Consider the following 17126-nt stretch of genomic DNA (forward strand, 5'->3'; position numbering starts at 1 on the left):
AATTTAAGTAACGATGAATACTGCCGACATAAGACTAACACAGCACGGCATAAAATCAGCATTAGAAAAGAACCCTACATGAGTCTAGATAACCACAGTGCACTCATCGAACAGCTCAAGCCATTGCTCATGGAACCTAACTTCCAAGAGATTTTTCAGCAGCTGACGATAGATGAAACCAATTCGACCCGTTTTCTTGTGAAAATGGAATTGAGTCGTTTGGCTTCGCCTTGCACCCGAATTATCGATCTCAGGGATAAATCAGAGCTTCCTTGTACTGAAGTCATGTTAGGTCAACAGCGACATTTTTTAGATGAGCCAGCCAAAAGCAGTATGCATGAGGCCATGTCACTGTTTCGCAACCAATATACCTTAGGTGTGTATGAATATGTGCTCAATGCCCATCAACAGCGTCGGGTAAAATTACGCCAAGGTGTGACTCAGGTTGAAGCCGCCGAGCCAGAACCTTTTATGGTGCCAGGCGTAGTATTGGGCAGTTATTTCAACCGCGCTGAGGAGCGGATGAATTACAGTATTCGCATTGCGGCATCACAATCCGGTCGAGGTGAAGTACCTGGGATCACGGCAGATTTATCTATTGGCGGTGCCCGTATTCGCCTAGCCGCCAATCATCCCTTCGATCTCGACCAACCACTCAAAGTTAAGTTACTGGAACTCAGTGAAGAGTTTTACTATCCCGATCTCCAGCTCGGCGTGGATTATCAGATTGTCGATAGCCAAACCAATGGCGAATATATTTGGCTAAGGCTCAAACGCCTTGGTGGCAGCGAAGCCTTAAGTGAAATGCTCGGTAATTTAATCCGCGGCTATAAACTGCGTTACAAGGTCGATGTCAATGATGTGATAGTGAGTGCAACAGGACTCGGATTTGAACGCCATTATTTACCTCACCTGCCCCACTTGCCTTTGTATTTCAATACTCAAACCCAAGGTTTGAGTCACATGCTGCTCAGCCGTGATAACCAGCAGATAGTGCATTACTTTCAAGATGAAAATGATGTCAGCCAATTACCAGCCATGCTGACCCCAAGCCGAGTATCGGCACTACTGAGTCATCCAGAAAATCCCGACCACGGGCTATTTTTTAGCTTTACCTATAATGCCCAAGGCTGCTTATATTTTTACTCTGCCACCTTAGCGGAGCTTAAAGCTAAGGGCATGATGCCTTTATTCCTAGGCTTTGCATCGACCAAACCTAGCTGGCGGATCTTTAAAGTTACCCAAGATAAAATTTATCATGATAAGGGCTATCGCCGCGCAACCCTGCCGGGCGATGAGGCTAAATTCAGCCCACTTGTCGAACAGCAGTTATCGCAGTTTAGTCATTTACTGCAGCTCATCGATATCAGCAATGAAGATGCCAGAGGGCATTACAAAGCCTGGCAAGACAACAGTAATGCCAATGCCCTTAAAACCTTTGGTCAACAACGATTAACCGCCAATCAAATTAAGTTAGTTTCCATGCAGTTTAGCGAGCGACGCCAAGAGGCTCGTTTCGCCTTTAAAACCTTAGTCAACGTGACGCAAGACAAGCTAAAAGCCACGGGCATTACTTTAGATATCTCTAGCCGTGGCATGCAATTAACCTTAGACAATCCGACAGAGTTCTCATCGAATAAACCGCTACTGTTAAGCTTCCCTAAACTACAAACCATTGCGGGTAAAACACAGTTAGATAATCTCCCTTACCGTTTAGTGCGAACCCGTAAGAATGGTGTAACGCTGCATTTAACCGCAGTCATGGGCCATACACCCCATGTGGGGGTCGAGTTTTTAAATAAACTGATTGCCCATAATAAGGAAAAGTTAGAACAACTGACTGAGAACAATAGTGAAGCGAATGAACTTGCCGATGGTTTAAAAAATATTTTGATGCATGATTTGCATTCTGTGCCCTACTTTGTTGAAAAAACGACAAAATCGGCCCAAGTCGCGTGTTTAGGCGTAGGTACACAACAGGATGAGATCAGCGATATTTTTGCCGCTGGCACGTCAGATACTCTGCAATATAATTTAGCACCGCTGCTAAAGGATGGATTCTTTAAGCGGGATATCCTCGAACCTATTCGCCAGATGAAACCCCAGCAAGATATGGATTTCATTGAAGTGTTTGTCCAGTTGATACGTCAATCTCGTGGCAAAATCTTTTTGAAATGCACTTCAGCCACAGAAGTAGGTGATGTGGATGCTCAGATAACCTTTATCAATCAGAGCAAAGCGTTAGGCCGATTCCTCGCCCTACGCGTTTACCGAGGTGCGACTGAGAAGCCAGACATGAGTTATCTGCGTCGCGAATTGGAATACATTAATATTCATGCAAACCATAAAGCTAAACAATTAGAAGAACAGCTATGGCGGATAATTGGTGTCGGTGAACTGTTAGATATCACCCAAGAGGTTGAACTAAGATACCCTGCAATCCATAAAAAGCAGTCTTAATTGTTTAATACCGCCAGATCAAAACTTAAATACCAATCCCTAATCTTAGGAAAATGATCACTGCTAGCATCTATATGCGTCAGCATATCAGCATGACCATAATCATGTTTAAAACCATTATCTTTAGAAAGAAGCGTTGATTTCGCCCGTTTAAAGCCGCACTCTGCGACCATATCAGCCACATCTTCTGGATGCCCAAGCACAGTATCGCTCTGCCCTGAGATAAACCAAGCTGGTGGCCAATTAGCGAATGTTGCCGCTTTCGCATAATCAAATCCATCGTCGTGATCGAGCCAATCTCCTCGCACCCAATCGATACTTTGAACTAATGAGGCGCGGCTTTCATTGTCCATACCGATGCGCAACTTGTCGGCAGCAAGGTAACCTTGACCCATAGCTAAACCTGGCGCTAAACGATTCCAAAAAACATCAACCATTAACCACTTTTTGAAGGATTTAACCCGAATCGTCCGCTTGCTACCGAAGGTCAGCAATGAACGAACACTTTGTTGTAACTCAGGATAACGGGCCAGACTGCTCGCCATTAACACCCCGCCCCATGAATGGGCGCACCAATGCACCTGCGAAGGCGGCACGATTTTGCAATCAAGCTTAGCCGCCTGTTCTTGGCAGGCTTTTTGATGTAACTCGAGAATCGCCTGCTGCACTAAAGGTAATTGCTCGCGGATCACTTCACCTTGCCCTAAGGTAAAATCCCGATCGATTTTCGGCAAACTGAGCCCTCTGCCAGCGGTATCCAACACATACACCACAAATCCCGCCTTAGCCAAAAAACAACCTAGGCCACGGCCACTTTGGCTATAGAACACCCGACCGTTAGACATGGCGCCATGGAGCATGAGGATAGGCGTCTTAGAAAAATCAGGCGCAGCCGGTAATAACTGGCGTAGATGCAGTTGACCATCGCGGTACGGCAGGTAGATTGAAGACTGTGAAATGGGTGATGTTGAGCCTTGGGCGAGCTGAGTCAAAATGAGTCACTGGTAGTTTATCAATATCCCTAAACTACCAGCTCATCAATAAAAGACAAGAGTCATTGCTCTAACTCAGTTTCTATCCAGACTTATATTTAAATAAATGAATAACCTAGATTTGTAGCAGATAAGGTAGAACCCGCAGGTCGAGATGGCGAATATTGGCATCCGCCGCCGCTGCCAGCTTAGGTTTGGCATGGAAAGCGATACCAAAATCCGCTGCCATCACCATAGGAATATCATTCGCGCCATCGCCGATCGCGACGCTTTGGCCTTTTGGAATTTGCCACTGCTCACTGCAACGCTCAACCACATCTGCTTTAAACTGCGCATCCACAACTTTACCTGTTACTTCACCCGCAAGTTTACCGTCAGTGATCACTAACTCATTAGCAAAGGCCGCATCTAAGTTTAGAAGCTGCCTTAAATGGCCCACAAAAGGCGTAAAGCCGCCAGATGCCACCACTAAACGCCAGCCATGGGATTTAAGCTCTAAAAGCATAGGCTCAAGCCCAGGCATCAAAGGCAAGTTGTCGCACAAGGTCTTGATAATACTGGCATCGGCGCCCTTAAGCTGTGCCACACGCTGACGCAGACTCTGCTCAAAATCTAGCTCACCTTGCATAGCACGTTCAGTAATCGCCGCCACGCGCTCGCCAACGCCCGCCATAGCAGCTAATTCATCAATGCATTCAATCTGAATCGCCGTGGAATCCATGTCCATCACTAATAAGCCGGGATGATTCAAACGAGGTAAATCAAAATTGATGACATGCAGTTCAGCCAAAGACTGAGGAAACGCCGCCAGCTGCGCCTGAGAAGGCACATTCACTAATGCCAACTCAATACAATGTAAGCCGACTTGGCGTTCGATATGTGAAATACCGATAACATCAGACGAAGACAATGCCGCAATCCAGGCCGATATTGCGCCCTCTACCACGGCATCTTGATAAATAATTCGCACACGTGAAACACCAGCGGGATATGCTGACTCTTGATAACGTTCAAACACTTGCCCTTGGCGTTCAAACCTTGGGGAATGGTCAGAGACTAACCACAAAAAAAGCGCATCTTGGTTCAAGCTTTCCATCGGACTTAAATTCTCCAACTATCGGGCTCACTCAGAATCAATTATGATTAGGCAAGCGCTCTACATTTTAAGGGTCAAAGTGTTATATCTTAAAGGGCTAAAGAAAAGCCATAAAATCAGTAGACTGATCCAAATTGCTGCCGCCTTCGCCTTGATATTAGGCTTAGTGCAATTGTGGCAGACAAGCCTACTACAAGGTCAGCTGCTTCTAAAGTCCCAAACTCAAAAGATGGCCAGATTACTGGTGCAGCAAACCGCCTATGGAGCCGCGCCCGCACTACAACTGCAAAATGATGAGCAGTTGCAATGGCTCGCCAGCGCTTTAGTCGAAGATCCTAAGGTGATGTCTGCGGCTATCTTCAGCGACCAAGGCATGCGGTTATCCTTCGCCCAAAGCATCACTAAGGATGTTGTCGATCCTGACTCGGAAGAAATGAATTTGCTACTAAGCAAATATCCTCCCTATGTAGAGCCCGTGATCCAAGAAGGGAAAAATCTAGGTTATGTCGAAGTCAGGCTCGATACCAAGCTGTTTTTCAACGAAATCAAAGAGGCCCACAATTTAAACATGGAACAACAACAAATCATGCTGCTGGTTGCAGGCTTGATAGGTATGTTGCTTTCGCGCTCTTTGTCTTTCAAACGCGCCGATTTTGACCGCCGCCGCTTTAGGGTTAAGCTGCGTCAAGCGCCGAAAAAACCCAAAAAACGCTCATCAGCAGAAGAGCCATCAGAAAGTGTTAATGATGGTTTGGCGCAAGAACTAACTGAAGATCAAGCGGTGTCGACCACAGATAATCCACAAGAAAAAGCGGCTAAATCCACTAAGGCGCCAAAAGCAGTGACAGAGACCCGTGTTGATAAGCTCACTCAGAAAGGCGCGCAAACTAAGGCCGAAAAAACGTCAGAAAAATCGTTAACGCTAGAAACGAGCAACCAAGTTGAAAACGCGATAAATGATGCGGAACAAGCAACACCTGTAAAGGTTAAACCTAAAGTGAAAAGTGTCCGCCGAGTAAAACAGGCGACGAAAGCAACAGCCGTGGTAGCCGAACCCTCAACACCAAAAACCCCTAGTGAACCAAGCGACCTCGACACAGATTCCACAGGTTAATCGTAATTTCTAGAGAAAAGCCGCTAAAAATTGACATAAAAAAAGGGTTCGCAATGCGAACCCTTTTTTCAGTAGCACACTCTTACACAATAACAGTTACAGTGTAATCGCCGCTTCTAATGTCATGATAATCATGTCATTGAATGTGGTTTGACGTTCTTCTGCAGACGTCTTTTCACCGGTGCGGATGTGATCAGATACAGTCACAACGCACAGGGCACGTGCACCAAACTCATGGGCAACGCCGTACAAACCAGCCGCTTCCATTTCTACGCCTAATACGCCCATCTTCTCCATCACATCAAACATTTGTGGATCAGGAGTGTAGAACAGGTCCGCAGAGAAAATGTTACCTACGCGAATTTTAGTACCACGAACTTTCGCAGACTCGATAACCGCATTCATCAGCTCATAGTTAGCGATAGCAGCGAAATCTTGGCCTTTGAAACGTAAACGGTTAACCGCTGAGTCAGTACATGCACCCATACCAATGATCACGTCACGTACTTTAACGTCAGTGCTGATCGCACCACAAGTACCCACACGGATCAGGTTTTTAACGCCGTAATCACGAATTAATTCAGTTGCATAGATAGAGCATGAAGGAATACCCATGCCAGAACCCATAACTGAAATACGCTTACCTTTGTAAGTACCAGTAAAACCTAGCATGTTTCGAACATCAGTCACTTGCTCAACATTTTCTAAGAATGTTTCAGCAATATATTTTGCACGTAATGGATCGCCTGGAAACAGCATTGTCTCAGCGAATGCGCCCTCTACAGCATTAATGTGTGGTGTTGCCATCGAAATAACCCCTGTTTATTTTATTAAGACTTAAGTCTTTGTTTACTGGCGGCAAATGTCAGCCGCCAAATCGAAATAAATGCTAATTTGCCTAAAGGAACGATTCGCCATAGGCCATAGGTTCAAGCTTAAAGTGGCTTGCAATAGATTGGCCGATATCGGCAAAGCTATTACGACGCCCCAGAGAACCGGCTTTCAATCCAGCGCCAAAAGCTAATACTGGCACATATTCACGGGTATGATCTGTGCCTTGCCATGTTGGATCGCAGCCGTGATCCGCGGTTAAAATCAGCAGATCATCTTCACCCAATAATGCGAGCATTTCAGGTAAACGGGCATCGAAATATTCTAACCCTTTGGCATAACCTGCCACATCACGGCGATGACCGTAATGCGAGTCGAAATCCACGAAGTTAGTAAACACTATAGTGTTATCGCCCGCTGATTTGACTTCGGCTAAGGTCGCATCGAAAAGCGCTTCTAAACCGTTTGCCTTCACTTTTTTAGTGATACCGCAGTAAGCATAAATATCTGCAATCTTGCCCACACTCACGACTTCACCGCCCGCTTCTTTCAGCTTGTCTAATACGGTTTTTGCCGGTGGCTCTAGTGAATAATCCTTACGATTGCCGGTACGGGCAAAGTCACTTGGGCCAGTACCATCAAATGGACGGGCAATGACACGACCTATGTTGTAAGGCTCTAACTCTTCACGGGTTATCTCGCAAAGACGATAGAGATTTTCTAAACCGAAAGTTTCTTCATGACAAGCGATTTGGAACACAGAATCGGCTGAGGTATAGAAAATAGGCATGCCAGAACGCATGTGCTCTTCGCCTAACTCTTCTAAAATAGTTGTGCCAGAAGCATGACAATTACCTAAGAAACCGTCCAGACCCGCACGGGCTAAAATCTTATCCGTCAGTTCTTTAGGGAAAGAATTTTGGTGTTCGCTGAAATAACCCCACTCGAATAGTACGGGTACGCCCGCCATCTCCCAGTGACCGCTCGGCGTATCTTTACCCGAACTTAACTCTTGCGCATGACCATAAGCACCAATCAACTCAACATTATCGCCAAAACCTGGGGCAAAGGCGCCCGTGCTTTCCATCGCCGCATGACCCAAACCTAAGCGCGCTAAGTTAGGTAATTTCAGCGGACCTTCACGGCCAATATCGGCTTTGCCTTCGGCGCATGCTTTAGCAATATGACCAAAAGTATCGGAACCGACATCACCAAAGCTTGCTGCATCTGCAGAAGCACCGACTCCAAAGGAGTCCAACATCATAATAATGGTACGTTTCATAATTCTTCCTTAAAGATCCGCTGCACGAATATAGGTATAGATCTCAGGTGTTTTTTCTGGAGCAGTTTCACCAATGTGAATCGCTTTTTTCACCGCAAGTTCCGCTTCAGCGAACGCGGCTTCAGACTGTGCATGGATAACGGCAATCGGCGTAGATGAATCCACTTTATCGCCTAGGGCACACACTTGGGTTAAGCCAACACTATAGTCTAGTGCATCACCGGGCTTACGGCGGCCGCCACCTAAGGTCACAACCGCTAAACCTAATTCACGGGTATCCATGCTATAGGCATAACCTTGCATATCGGCAAAAACTGGACGAATAATTTGTGACTGCGGTAAGTATTTACTGTAGTTTTCAACAAAATCGACCGGACCACCAAGACCCGACACCATCTTGCCAAAGAGCTCTGCGGCGCGGCCATTATCGAGTACACGATTCAGTTTAGCGCGAGCGTCGGCCTCATTGCTTGCAAGACCGCCAAGAAGCAGCATCTCAGCGCAAAGACCCATAGTGACTTCATATAAACGCGGATTACGGTAAGCCCCCGTTAAAAAGTCGATGGCTTCTTTCACTTCAACTGCATTACCAGCACAAGATGCAAGCACTTGATTCATATCGGTAAGCAAAGCCGTCGTTTTCGTACCCGCGCCATTTGCAACGGCGGCGATACTGCGAGCTAATTCTTCCGATGCCTCATAGGTTGGCATAAAGGCGCCGCTACCAACTTTTACGTCCATCGCCAACGCATCTAAATTACAGGCTAATTTCTTAGACAGGATCGACGCTGTGATGAGGGAAATGGATTCAACTGTGGCGGTATTATCGCGAATAGAATAGAAGCGTTTATCGGCAGGAACGAGATCGCCCGTTTGGCCAATAATCGCCACACCGACGTCTTTAACCACTTTACGGAACAATTCACTTGATGGCTCAGTTTGGTAACCCGGAATGGCATCAAACTTATCGAGCGTGCCGCCCGTATGACCTAGGCCACGCCCAGAAATCATAGGCACATAACCACCACAAGCCGCAGCCATAGGGCCAAGCATCAGACTAATCACATCGCCCACACCGCCAGTGCTGTGTTTGTCGATAACTGGACCGTTGAGTCCCAATGATTGCCAATTAAGCACAGTGCCAGAATCACGCATCGCTGTCGTTAAAGCGATTCTTTCAGCCATATTCATGTCATTAAAATACACCGCCATGCCTAATGCGGCGATCTGACCTTCAGATACAGAGTTGGTGGTGATACCTTGAACAAAGAACTGTATTTCTTCGGAACTGAGCGCTAAACCATTACGTTTTTTACGAATAATCTCTTGAGCTAGAAACATGATACTGCCTCCAAGATAGACACTAACAACCCTGTCGCTAGTGCTTATCTTTGCAATGAAACATCAAAACTGTAGCAATATTACAAGTTCATACTATCGAAGTTTTGAGTTTGCCAAATAGATTTAGGTCACACTTAATTAGGCTCGCTATACGCTGATAGTATTAATCAGCGATAGTTTGCGATTAATAGCCTTGAGTCGGCTTAGGCGCATCTGCCAGTTCTAGTGTATGCAGCAAGCTGTTTAATAAGCTTGAAGCACCAAATCTAAAGGTACGTGGTGAAACCCAGTCAGCGCCTAAAATACGCTCTGCAACACCGAGGAACTCAGCCGCTTGGGCAGCATCACGCACACCACCGGCAGGCTTGAAACCTACTTGGGTATTCTTTTCGCTGATCACTGTCAGCATGATTTCAGCCGCTTCGAGTGTGGCGTTTACAGGCACTTTACCGGTAGAGGTCTTAATAAAGTCGGCACCCGCATCGATTGAAAGCTCAGATGCACGGCGGATAAGCGCAGGATCGGCTAACACGCCAGATTCGATGATGACTTTTAACAAGACTTCACCACAGGCTTCTTTACAGGCTTTAACTAATTCAAAACCAATGGTTTCATTGCCTTCCATCAGTGCGCGGTATGGGAATACCACGTCAACTTCGTCTGCACCATAGGCAACGGCAGCGCGGGTTTCTAGCACGGCAATGGCGATGTCATCGTTGCCATGGGGGAAGTTAGTCACTGTGGCGATTTGAATATCTTCAGCACCGATTTCATCGAGTGTCTTACGTGCAATCGGGATGAAACGTGGGTAAATGCAGATAGCGGCAGTATTGCCTGCAGCCGTTTTCGCTTTGTGGCACAGGTCGATCACTTTTTGATCTGTGTCGTCATCATTCAAAGTCGTTAAGTCCATTAACTCGATGGCGCGTTGTGCTGCTTTTTTTAAATCAGTCATAATAGCTCTCCAAAATAAAAATTAAATGAATAGAAATCAGTCGCATAGAAGCAACGCTTAAGAGGTGGCATTATTTTGATTATTTTTATGGCCGGGCCTTCAGGCGGTGCCGAGTAATTTGCTTGTACAAACTACCTTGTTGTAGGTATTCAATCTTGCCTAAGTCATAAAGAGCAATAGGCATCCTGACACTTAAAAAAATAACTTATAAGTGACCACGACTTGAATCCTTGAAGACCGGAAGAGAGGATACGAATAAAATCTTGCTCCTACTTTTCCGCGAAAAATCCATTTTAGCGCGAGAAAAACACAAACCTTTATATAAACTCACTTGTTAGCCTAATAGGCTTAGATAAAGACTCATGGTAAAACAAAGATGGAGCCGCATAATGCGGCTCCAACAAGCAACTAGTATTACAAGAAATTAGAACTTGTAAGTAGCTGTGAAGTAATGCGCCCAACCAGTCGTATCTAGACCAAAAGTGCCACCGTCTTTAAGCAGGTAAACATCTTTAAAGCCTTTCAGACCATAACCCAGAGCGTAGTTATCTGAATGCCAATATAGGCCAAAGAACACGTTACCACCGTTAGAGGTAAAAGTCGTATTCTGATAAACACCATTTGTGTCATAGGCATTTACTTCATCAGCGCCAAATTGATAATCAACATAGCCTTGGAATGACAGGAAGCTCTTGTTATCAAAGAAGTAGAAAGGTTTGAACCAGTTAGCAGAAAACTGGTAACCATTCCAATCCTTAGCATTGATATCGTAAGTAGCATATAAGTTCATGCCCGTTTTACCTAACCAAGGCACCATAACGTCAGCACCAATACCCCAGAACGACATGTTTACATCGCCTGCGTTATTGATTTTTTGTGGACCAGGATGATCCTCGACATCAAAAGAAATGCTTTGACCTTTAATTGCACCACCACCCCAGTTAAATAGAGTAGAGAAGTACACTTCTTGAATTGGACCCACAGAAAGATCTAATCCTGTGATTGCATCCAGTGAAAAACGTGGAGCAAATTTCATGAACATTTTGCTTGCACCAGCAACTTTGTCGCCAGAACCGCTGTTTGCTAAGTTGAATACATCAACATAACCATATAGGTCAACAACACCTTTACGGCCACCAAACTCCATTTCAAGGTAGTTATGTTCTGCATCGGCACCTGGAGCAATTGGGTGTTCATCAATTGCATACATAGCGTTGAACTGCATCCACTTGTAATCTGTTGCGTAGATATCAGAACGATCAGCGGCAAATGCGTTGCCAGAGATTGCAGCTACAGCAGTAGCGGCTAAAGCTAAAGTTTTAACGTTTTTCATCATCAACCCCATTTATCTTGTTTACTACCATCGAGGGTAGCGTTCTTTTTGTGGCGCTCGCATTCTACCTAGATTAAATAAAATCTCAATAATCTAGCGTAAAATCACAAACACAAAATTCTTAATTGTGAACAAAGTCGCGACTTCTGCATTACGATTAATTAACTTAACCGTGGAACTACAACATTTAAGACAGAATGACAGCGACATCTCAGTTGCATTCTGTGTTTTTAAATTGGAGAAACTATTCACTACAGGAATCACTACTGGAAAATGGTTGAATTAACTTGGGTCCCGCCCTGCATGGTCAGGACCCAGTTAGTGGGGTTTCCCCCTACTGCCGTTCATTGCTTAGATAGCTAAGAACAGACCAGCAAGTGTCGCACTCATTAAGTTAGCTAAAGAGCCGGCGATAACCGCACGAATACCCATAGTAGCTAAATCATGACGACGGTTAGGAGCCATTGCACCTAAACCACCAAGCAGAATCGCGATTGATGACAAGTTAGCGAAACCACACAGAGCAAACGAGATAATCGCTTTTGTTCTGTCAGTCATTGCTAAACCTGTTTCAGCCACAACCATACCGCCATCAGCGATGTCTTTCAGGTATGGAGCAAAGTTTAAGTAAGCAACGAATTCATTAACAATGATCTTTTGACCAATGAAAGAACCAGCAACTAATGCTTCATTCCAAGGTACACCGATAAGGAATGCTAAAGGCATGAACACATAACCGAGGATCAGTTCAAGTGTTAACTGAGGCATGCCCACCCAACCACCGATACCACCGATGATACCGTTGATCATAGCGATCAAACCAACGAAGGCTAACAACATAGCGCCAACGTTTAACGCTAAATGCATACCAGATGAAGCACCTGCCGCAGCTGCGTCTAACACGTTAGCTGGTTTGTCAGGATCTTCTGGCAAATCGCTCATGTCATTTTTAGCAACTTCAGTTTCAGGGTGCATCAGTTTAGCCATTAATAGACCACCTGGTGCTGCCATGAATGATGCGGCCACTAAGTACTCGATAGGTACACCCATCTGCGCGTAACCAGCCAATACTGAACCCGCGATTGACGCCAAACCACCGACCATGATCGCAAACAGTTCAGACTGCGTCATAGTTGGGATGAATGGACGAACAACCAGAGGAGCTTCAGTTTGACCCACGAAGATGTTAGCTGTTGCTGACATTGATTCTGTACGGCTTGTGCCCAATGCTTTTTGTAAACCACCACCGATGATACGGATGATCCACTGCATAACGCCTAAGTAATATAGAACCGCGATCAGAGAAGAGAAGAACACGATAACGGGTAACACGTTCACTGCGAAGATGAAGCCAAGTTTGAAGTTAGCTAAATCACCAAACAGGAAACCGATACCGTTTTGTGCGTAACCAATAACGCTAGAAACCGCATCAGACATACCTTTCAGAATGTCTTTACCAACAGGAATATACAGTACAAAACCACCGAAAGCGGCCTGGATAGCTAACGCGCCACCCACTGTACGTAAATTAATTGCTTTTTTGTTATTCGATAGGAGGAAACCTATCGCAAGTAGGGTGACCACCCCTACTAAACTCATCAATATATTCATTAACCATCACCCTATTGTTAACACTTTTTAATTATGTTGTTAATCAACCTATTTCCGAGTCAGATTATACCCGAGGCAAAGTCGAAAATCGTCGTTTTGATCATATTTTTGGAGTTTAATTTCAATCGCTTAGTGGAGAATGCTAGTGCGACCTACACCTGTTTATTTAAAAACAACTAAAGGTCAAACAGTTGCGCAGCATTCGACATCAAGTGTTCTGATATTAGAACACTTGATTTTTTTTGCAAAGTAGCGATTTTGTCTATAAAAAGAACAAGGTTAGCGGGTTGGTTACGTTTTTCAGTAACATTTATCGGCGTCATTGCCGGAGAATCAGTCTCAAGTATGAGGTGTTCGAGTGGGAGTTCAGTGACTGTTTTGAGTAATTTTTTGGCATTGGAATTCATAATCAAACCACCAATTCCCAGCTTAAAACCTAACTTGATATATTCCTGTGCTATCTCAACACTGCCAGAAAAAGCATGTATCACACCGCCTCTAGGCAATTGATACTTTTTTAAACAGGCCAAAACCTCGGGATGCGCTTTAACACTATGAATAATCACCGGCAGATTAACGGATTTAGCTAACGTCAATTGCGCCTCAAAAAACGCTAACTGCTGCGGCCAAGTAGCGGAGTAAAGTTTATCTAAGCCACATTCACCAATAGCAACAAAACGAGGACATTCGAGCAACGCGGCAACTTTAGATGTTAATGCTAAGATCCCTGCATCAACATTCTCTGGGCAAAACCAAGGATGGATACCAAGGGCAAAATAGGTTTGATATTGTGCGGCAACAGCGAGCTGTTTGTGCCAGTGTTGCGGGGACACGCCAGGAATAATCAGATTATTAACCCCAACACTGTGCATTCGCTGCACTACAGTATCGCGGTCAAGATCAAACTCGGCAAAATCTAGATGTGCGTGGGTATCAATCACTGCAAATACCTCACTCTGCGGTCGATTGACCGTTTGAATGCGCTGCCGTTTCATCAGCTGCTGTCGTTTTAGCGCATTTTATCGCTAATGGCGGATCTTCAAGGCGTGGCATACAACAACGACGATTTTCGGGTGTCAGCCCCATACGGTCGCACCAATCGATATAAACCTGCCATGTTTTTGTGATCCAATTCGCCATCATTCACATCCATAACCGTTTTTAGATTTCATTAGATACAAAAAAGGCGGTGAATTCACCGCCATTTCAACCACTATTTTGAACCTGACCTAATTAGTGCTCGCGGGTTTTCGCAAACTCAATATCAGGATATCTTTCCATTGCAAGATTCAGGTTAACCATAGTTGGCGCAATATAGGTTAAGTTGTCACCACCATCGAGTGCTAAGTTTTGGCTACACTTGCGGCGGAACTCTTCAAGCTTACGCTCATCCTTGCAATAAACCCAGCGAGCGGTCGAAACGCTGATACCTTCGTAAATGGCTTCAACGTTGTATTCGCTCTTAAGACGTCCAACAACCACTTCAAACTGTAGTACACCCACGGCGCCAACAATTAAATCGTTAGTGTCGATTGGGCGGAATACTTGCACAGCACCTTCTTCAGACAACTGTACTAAGCCTTTTAATAGTTGCTTTTGCTTGAGTGGATCGCGCAGACGGATACGGCGGAACATTTCAGGCGCAAAGTTAGGCACGCCAGTGAAGCGGAACTTTTCACCTTGGGTAAAAGTATCGCCAATACGAATAGTGCCATGGTTATGCAAACCAATGATATCGCCTGGGTAAGCTTCTTCAGCACGCTCACGATCGCCCGCCATAAAGGTCAATGCATCGCTGACGTTAACATCTTTACCGATACGCACATGGTGCATTTTCATGCCCTGCTCGTAACGGCCAGAACAAACACGCATAAAGGCGACACGGTCACGGTGTTTTGGATCCATGTTTGCTTGGATTTTAAACACAAAACCAGTGAATTTCTCTTCTTCAGGCATAACTACGCGTGCATCGCTTTCGCGCGGTAATGGCTTAGGTGCCCACTCAACGATACCGTCAAGAATATGATCCACACCAAAGTTACCTAACGCGGTACCAAAGAACACTGGCGTCAGCTCACCTTTCAAGAAAGCCGCATGATCAAATTCATTCGACGCGCCACGCACTAATTCCATTTCATCACGTAAATCAGCGGCATAACTGCCTATCGCTTTATCAAGATCAGGATTATTGATACCCTTCACCACGCGACGCTCTTGGATAGTATGCCCCATACCACTTTGATACAGCACGACTTCATCACGCAGTATGTGGTAAATACCTTTGAATTCTTTACCGCTGCCAATAGGCCAAGTAATAGGTGCGCAGGCAATATTCAGTACGTTTTCGACTTCATCCATCAGATCGATAGGATCACGGATATCACGGTCGAGTTTGTTCATAAAGGTCACGATCGGCGTATCACGCAGACGGGTCACTTCCATCAACTTAATAGTACGGTCTTCTACACCCTTTGCAGAGTCAATGACCATCAGACAGGAGTCAACAGCCGTTAGCGTACGATAGGTATCTTCAGAGAAGTCTTCGTGACCAGGCGTGTCGAGTAGGTTAACGAGGGCGCCACCATAGGGGAACTGCATAACAGACGTAGTAATCGAAATACCACGGTCCTTCTCCATTTCCATCCAGTCAGACTTAGCATGCTGACCCGATTTTTTGCCTTTAACCGTACCCGCTTTTTGCAAAGCGTTTCCGAATAATAGCACTTTTTCGGTAATGGTTGTTTTACCCGCATCGGGGTGCGAGATGATAGCAAAGGTCCTTCGCTTATTGATTTCATTAAGAAAATCTTGGTTTGCCATGTATAAATTCTTTTAGTTTGTACACGGATTTGTACACACTTTTGGAAGTACTCTCTTTTCAGTTCTTCGCTTGTCAAATCCGTCGTGTTAATCGTAATTGGCCGCTATTTTCGCTGATCTTGACTTTATAAACAATCAATGGTTATCTAATCGGTTACCATTTACTCTCAGCGTGCGCCAATGCTCAGTTGTAGCTGTTTGCAATCGTTGCTTCTTCAGCTCATGAACAACTGTGGCTAAACCACAAATTCCTTCGCTACCAAAAATCGATGATAGCTTGTCGTACTACACCAATGATGGTGCAGTTGCCGTTGATCGGTATTGCAGGGTATTGCGGGTTCAAAGGTTTTAGGTACTGCTGTTCACCATCAATAACCAACTGCTTAAAGGTTGCTTCTTTCGAATCATCCAAACGCGCAACAACCAATGAACCTGATGAATAAGGTAACTCAGGATCAACAACGATCACTGCTCCCTCAGGTATGGATTTTTTTCCGCTTGGATTTTCCATACTGTCGCCTTTTACGCGAAGTGCGAAACAACCCTCATGTGCTTTCCCAGTGACGTCACGCCACTCCTCAGCATCTTCATGGGCAAATCCCTCCGCTATTTCAGTCCAATCACCGGCCTGAACCCAGTTAATGAGAGGAATTCTTCCCTTAATGTCAGGCCCAACTTCTACATTACCGACCCCCAAGCCAATCTCGCCATCACCTGTGGCGAGCCAATGAGCATTCACGCGAAGCGCCTCCGCGATCTGCATGGTGTAACGAGACCTAGCCGATTTACCAGAGCAAATCTGGCTGATCGACTGCTGTTTGATACCAATGCGTCGAGCCAACTCAGACTGAGTCACCCCAGTAAGCTGCAAGGCATGGTTTAGTCGTTCGGATAAAGTTTTCATAAGCCCGTATTCTACAAATAAAACTGTAGCCTTTCAACAATTTTAACTGTTGACTTATCTACAGTTTAAACTGTAACATTCAATCTTGTAACAGTTATTATTGTAACAGGAGACGGTATGGAAGTGTTCAACACGACACAAAAACATCTCCGCCGTGCCATTGACTTGGTCGGCGGGCAATCAGCATTAGCACGAGCCATCAACTCAAAACAGCAAAACGTCTGGTTTTGGTTGAATAAATCAGGGCGTGTTCCCGCTGAATTCGTTTTACCCATCGAACAAGCTACGCAAGGACAGGTAACCCGATCCCAGTTAAGACCGGACATCTACCCCGAATGCCCAAGCGAGCTGAAAGCCAGTAACCAGTAGGATTAAGGGCAAGTAATG

15 protein-coding genes are annotated in these 17126 nt (G+C 45.2%); 3 read left to right on the forward strand and 12 right to left on the reverse strand.

All coding sequences use genetic code 11. From position 1 onward, the window contains the following. Positions 1 to 78 precede the first annotated feature (78 nt). Entirely contained in the window at positions 79 to 2460 is a 2382-nt protein-coding gene (locus AYJ58_RS18830) for a PilZ domain-containing protein (RefSeq protein ID WP_106651294.1), read from the forward strand. Here AYJ58_RS18830 and AYJ58_RS18835 read toward each other — a convergent pair. Together AYJ58_RS18835 and serB are read right to left on the reverse strand one after the other, a co-directional pair. Then, positions 2457 to 3452 (reverse strand): alpha/beta fold hydrolase, encoded by a 996-nt coding sequence (locus AYJ58_RS18835; protein ID WP_106651295.1) that lies wholly within the window; start codon positions 3450 to 3452, stop codon positions 2457 to 2459. The two genes, AYJ58_RS18830 and AYJ58_RS18835, sit on opposite strands and share 4 nt — an antisense overlap. Positions 3453 to 3567: 115 nt before the next feature. Next, positions 3568 to 4548: a phosphoserine phosphatase SerB gene (gene serB / locus AYJ58_RS18840; RefSeq protein ID WP_106651296.1), complete on the reverse strand. Its 981-nt coding sequence runs from the start codon at positions 4546 to 4548 to the stop codon at positions 3568 to 3570. A gap of 79 nt (positions 4549 to 4627) precedes the next feature. Here serB and AYJ58_RS18845 point away from each other — a divergent pair, with 79 nt between their 5' ends. Continuing rightward, positions 4628 to 5662 carry an AhpA/YtjB family protein gene (locus tag AYJ58_RS18845; RefSeq protein WP_157825796.1) on the forward strand — a complete coding sequence of 345 codons (1035 nt, stop codon included), beginning with the start codon at positions 4628 to 4630 and terminating at the stop codon, positions 5660 to 5662. 96 nt (positions 5663 to 5758) lie between these two features. On the opposite strand, the gene deoD is transcribed toward AYJ58_RS18845, so the two are convergent. The 10 genes from deoD to AYJ58_RS18895 all read right to left on the reverse strand — a co-directional run bounded on the left by deoD (position 5759) and on the right by AYJ58_RS18895 (position 16739). Then, a complete protein-coding gene (gene deoD, locus AYJ58_RS18850; RefSeq protein WP_006082701.1) occupies positions 5759 to 6469 on the reverse strand; it encodes a purine-nucleoside phosphorylase in 711 nt (236 codons plus the stop codon). Between the two features lie 91 nt (positions 6470 to 6560). Beyond that, positions 6561 to 7775 (reverse strand): phosphopentomutase, encoded by a 1215-nt coding sequence (locus AYJ58_RS18855; RefSeq protein ID WP_106651298.1) that lies wholly within the window; start codon positions 7773 to 7775, stop codon positions 6561 to 6563. Positions 7776 to 7784: 9 nt separating this feature from the next. Then, the gene (gene deoA, locus AYJ58_RS18860) at positions 7785 to 9116 is read right to left on the reverse strand and encodes a thymidine phosphorylase (protein WP_106651299.1); all 1332 of its coding nucleotides are present in this window, start codon (positions 9114 to 9116) and stop codon (positions 7785 to 7787) included. Positions 9117 to 9300: 184 nt separating this feature from the next. Further along, positions 9301 to 10071: a deoxyribose-phosphate aldolase gene (gene deoC, locus AYJ58_RS18865; RefSeq protein WP_006086931.1), complete on the reverse strand. Its 771-nt coding sequence runs from the start codon at positions 10069 to 10071 to the stop codon at positions 9301 to 9303. A gap of 424 nt (positions 10072 to 10495) precedes the next feature. Next, positions 10496 to 11404, reverse strand: coding sequence for a nucleoside-specific channel-forming Tsx family protein (locus tag AYJ58_RS18870; RefSeq protein WP_106651300.1), 909 nt, complete (start codon positions 11402 to 11404; stop codon positions 10496 to 10498). Positions 11405 to 11755: 351 nt separating this feature from the next. After that, positions 11756 to 13015, reverse strand: coding sequence for a NupC/NupG family nucleoside CNT transporter (locus AYJ58_RS18875; RefSeq protein WP_106651301.1), 1260 nt, complete (start codon positions 13013 to 13015; stop codon positions 11756 to 11758). Between the two features lie 176 nt (positions 13016 to 13191). Next, positions 13192 to 13956, reverse strand: coding sequence for a TatD family hydrolase (locus AYJ58_RS18880; RefSeq protein ID WP_198555695.1), 765 nt, complete (start codon positions 13954 to 13956; stop codon positions 13192 to 13194). Between the two features lie 10 nt (positions 13957 to 13966). Further along, positions 13967 to 14158 carry a hypothetical protein gene (locus AYJ58_RS18885; RefSeq protein WP_106651303.1) on the reverse strand — a complete coding sequence of 64 codons (192 nt, stop codon included), beginning with the start codon at positions 14156 to 14158 and terminating at the stop codon, positions 13967 to 13969. A gap of 90 nt (positions 14159 to 14248) precedes the next feature. After that, the gene (gene prfC, locus AYJ58_RS18890; RefSeq protein WP_106651304.1) at positions 14249 to 15835 is read right to left on the reverse strand and encodes a peptide chain release factor 3; all 1587 of its coding nucleotides are present in this window, start codon (positions 15833 to 15835) and stop codon (positions 14249 to 14251) included. Positions 15836 to 16091: 256 nt separating this feature from the next. Then, entirely contained in the window at positions 16092 to 16739 is a 648-nt protein-coding gene (locus AYJ58_RS18895; protein WP_054103860.1) for a LexA family protein, read from the reverse strand. Between the two features lie 117 nt (positions 16740 to 16856). Between AYJ58_RS18895 and AYJ58_RS18900 the strand changes: the two genes are divergently transcribed. Then, positions 16857 to 17108: a helix-turn-helix domain-containing protein gene (locus AYJ58_RS18900; protein ID WP_000451746.1), complete on the forward strand. Its 252-nt coding sequence runs from the start codon at positions 16857 to 16859 to the stop codon at positions 17106 to 17108. Positions 17109 to 17126 lie beyond the last annotated feature (18 nt).

The sequence above is a fragment of the Shewanella sp. Pdp11 genome, assembly GCF_002838165.1.
GTDB classification, from domain to species: domain Bacteria; phylum Pseudomonadota; class Gammaproteobacteria; order Enterobacterales; family Shewanellaceae; genus Shewanella; species Shewanella hafniensis.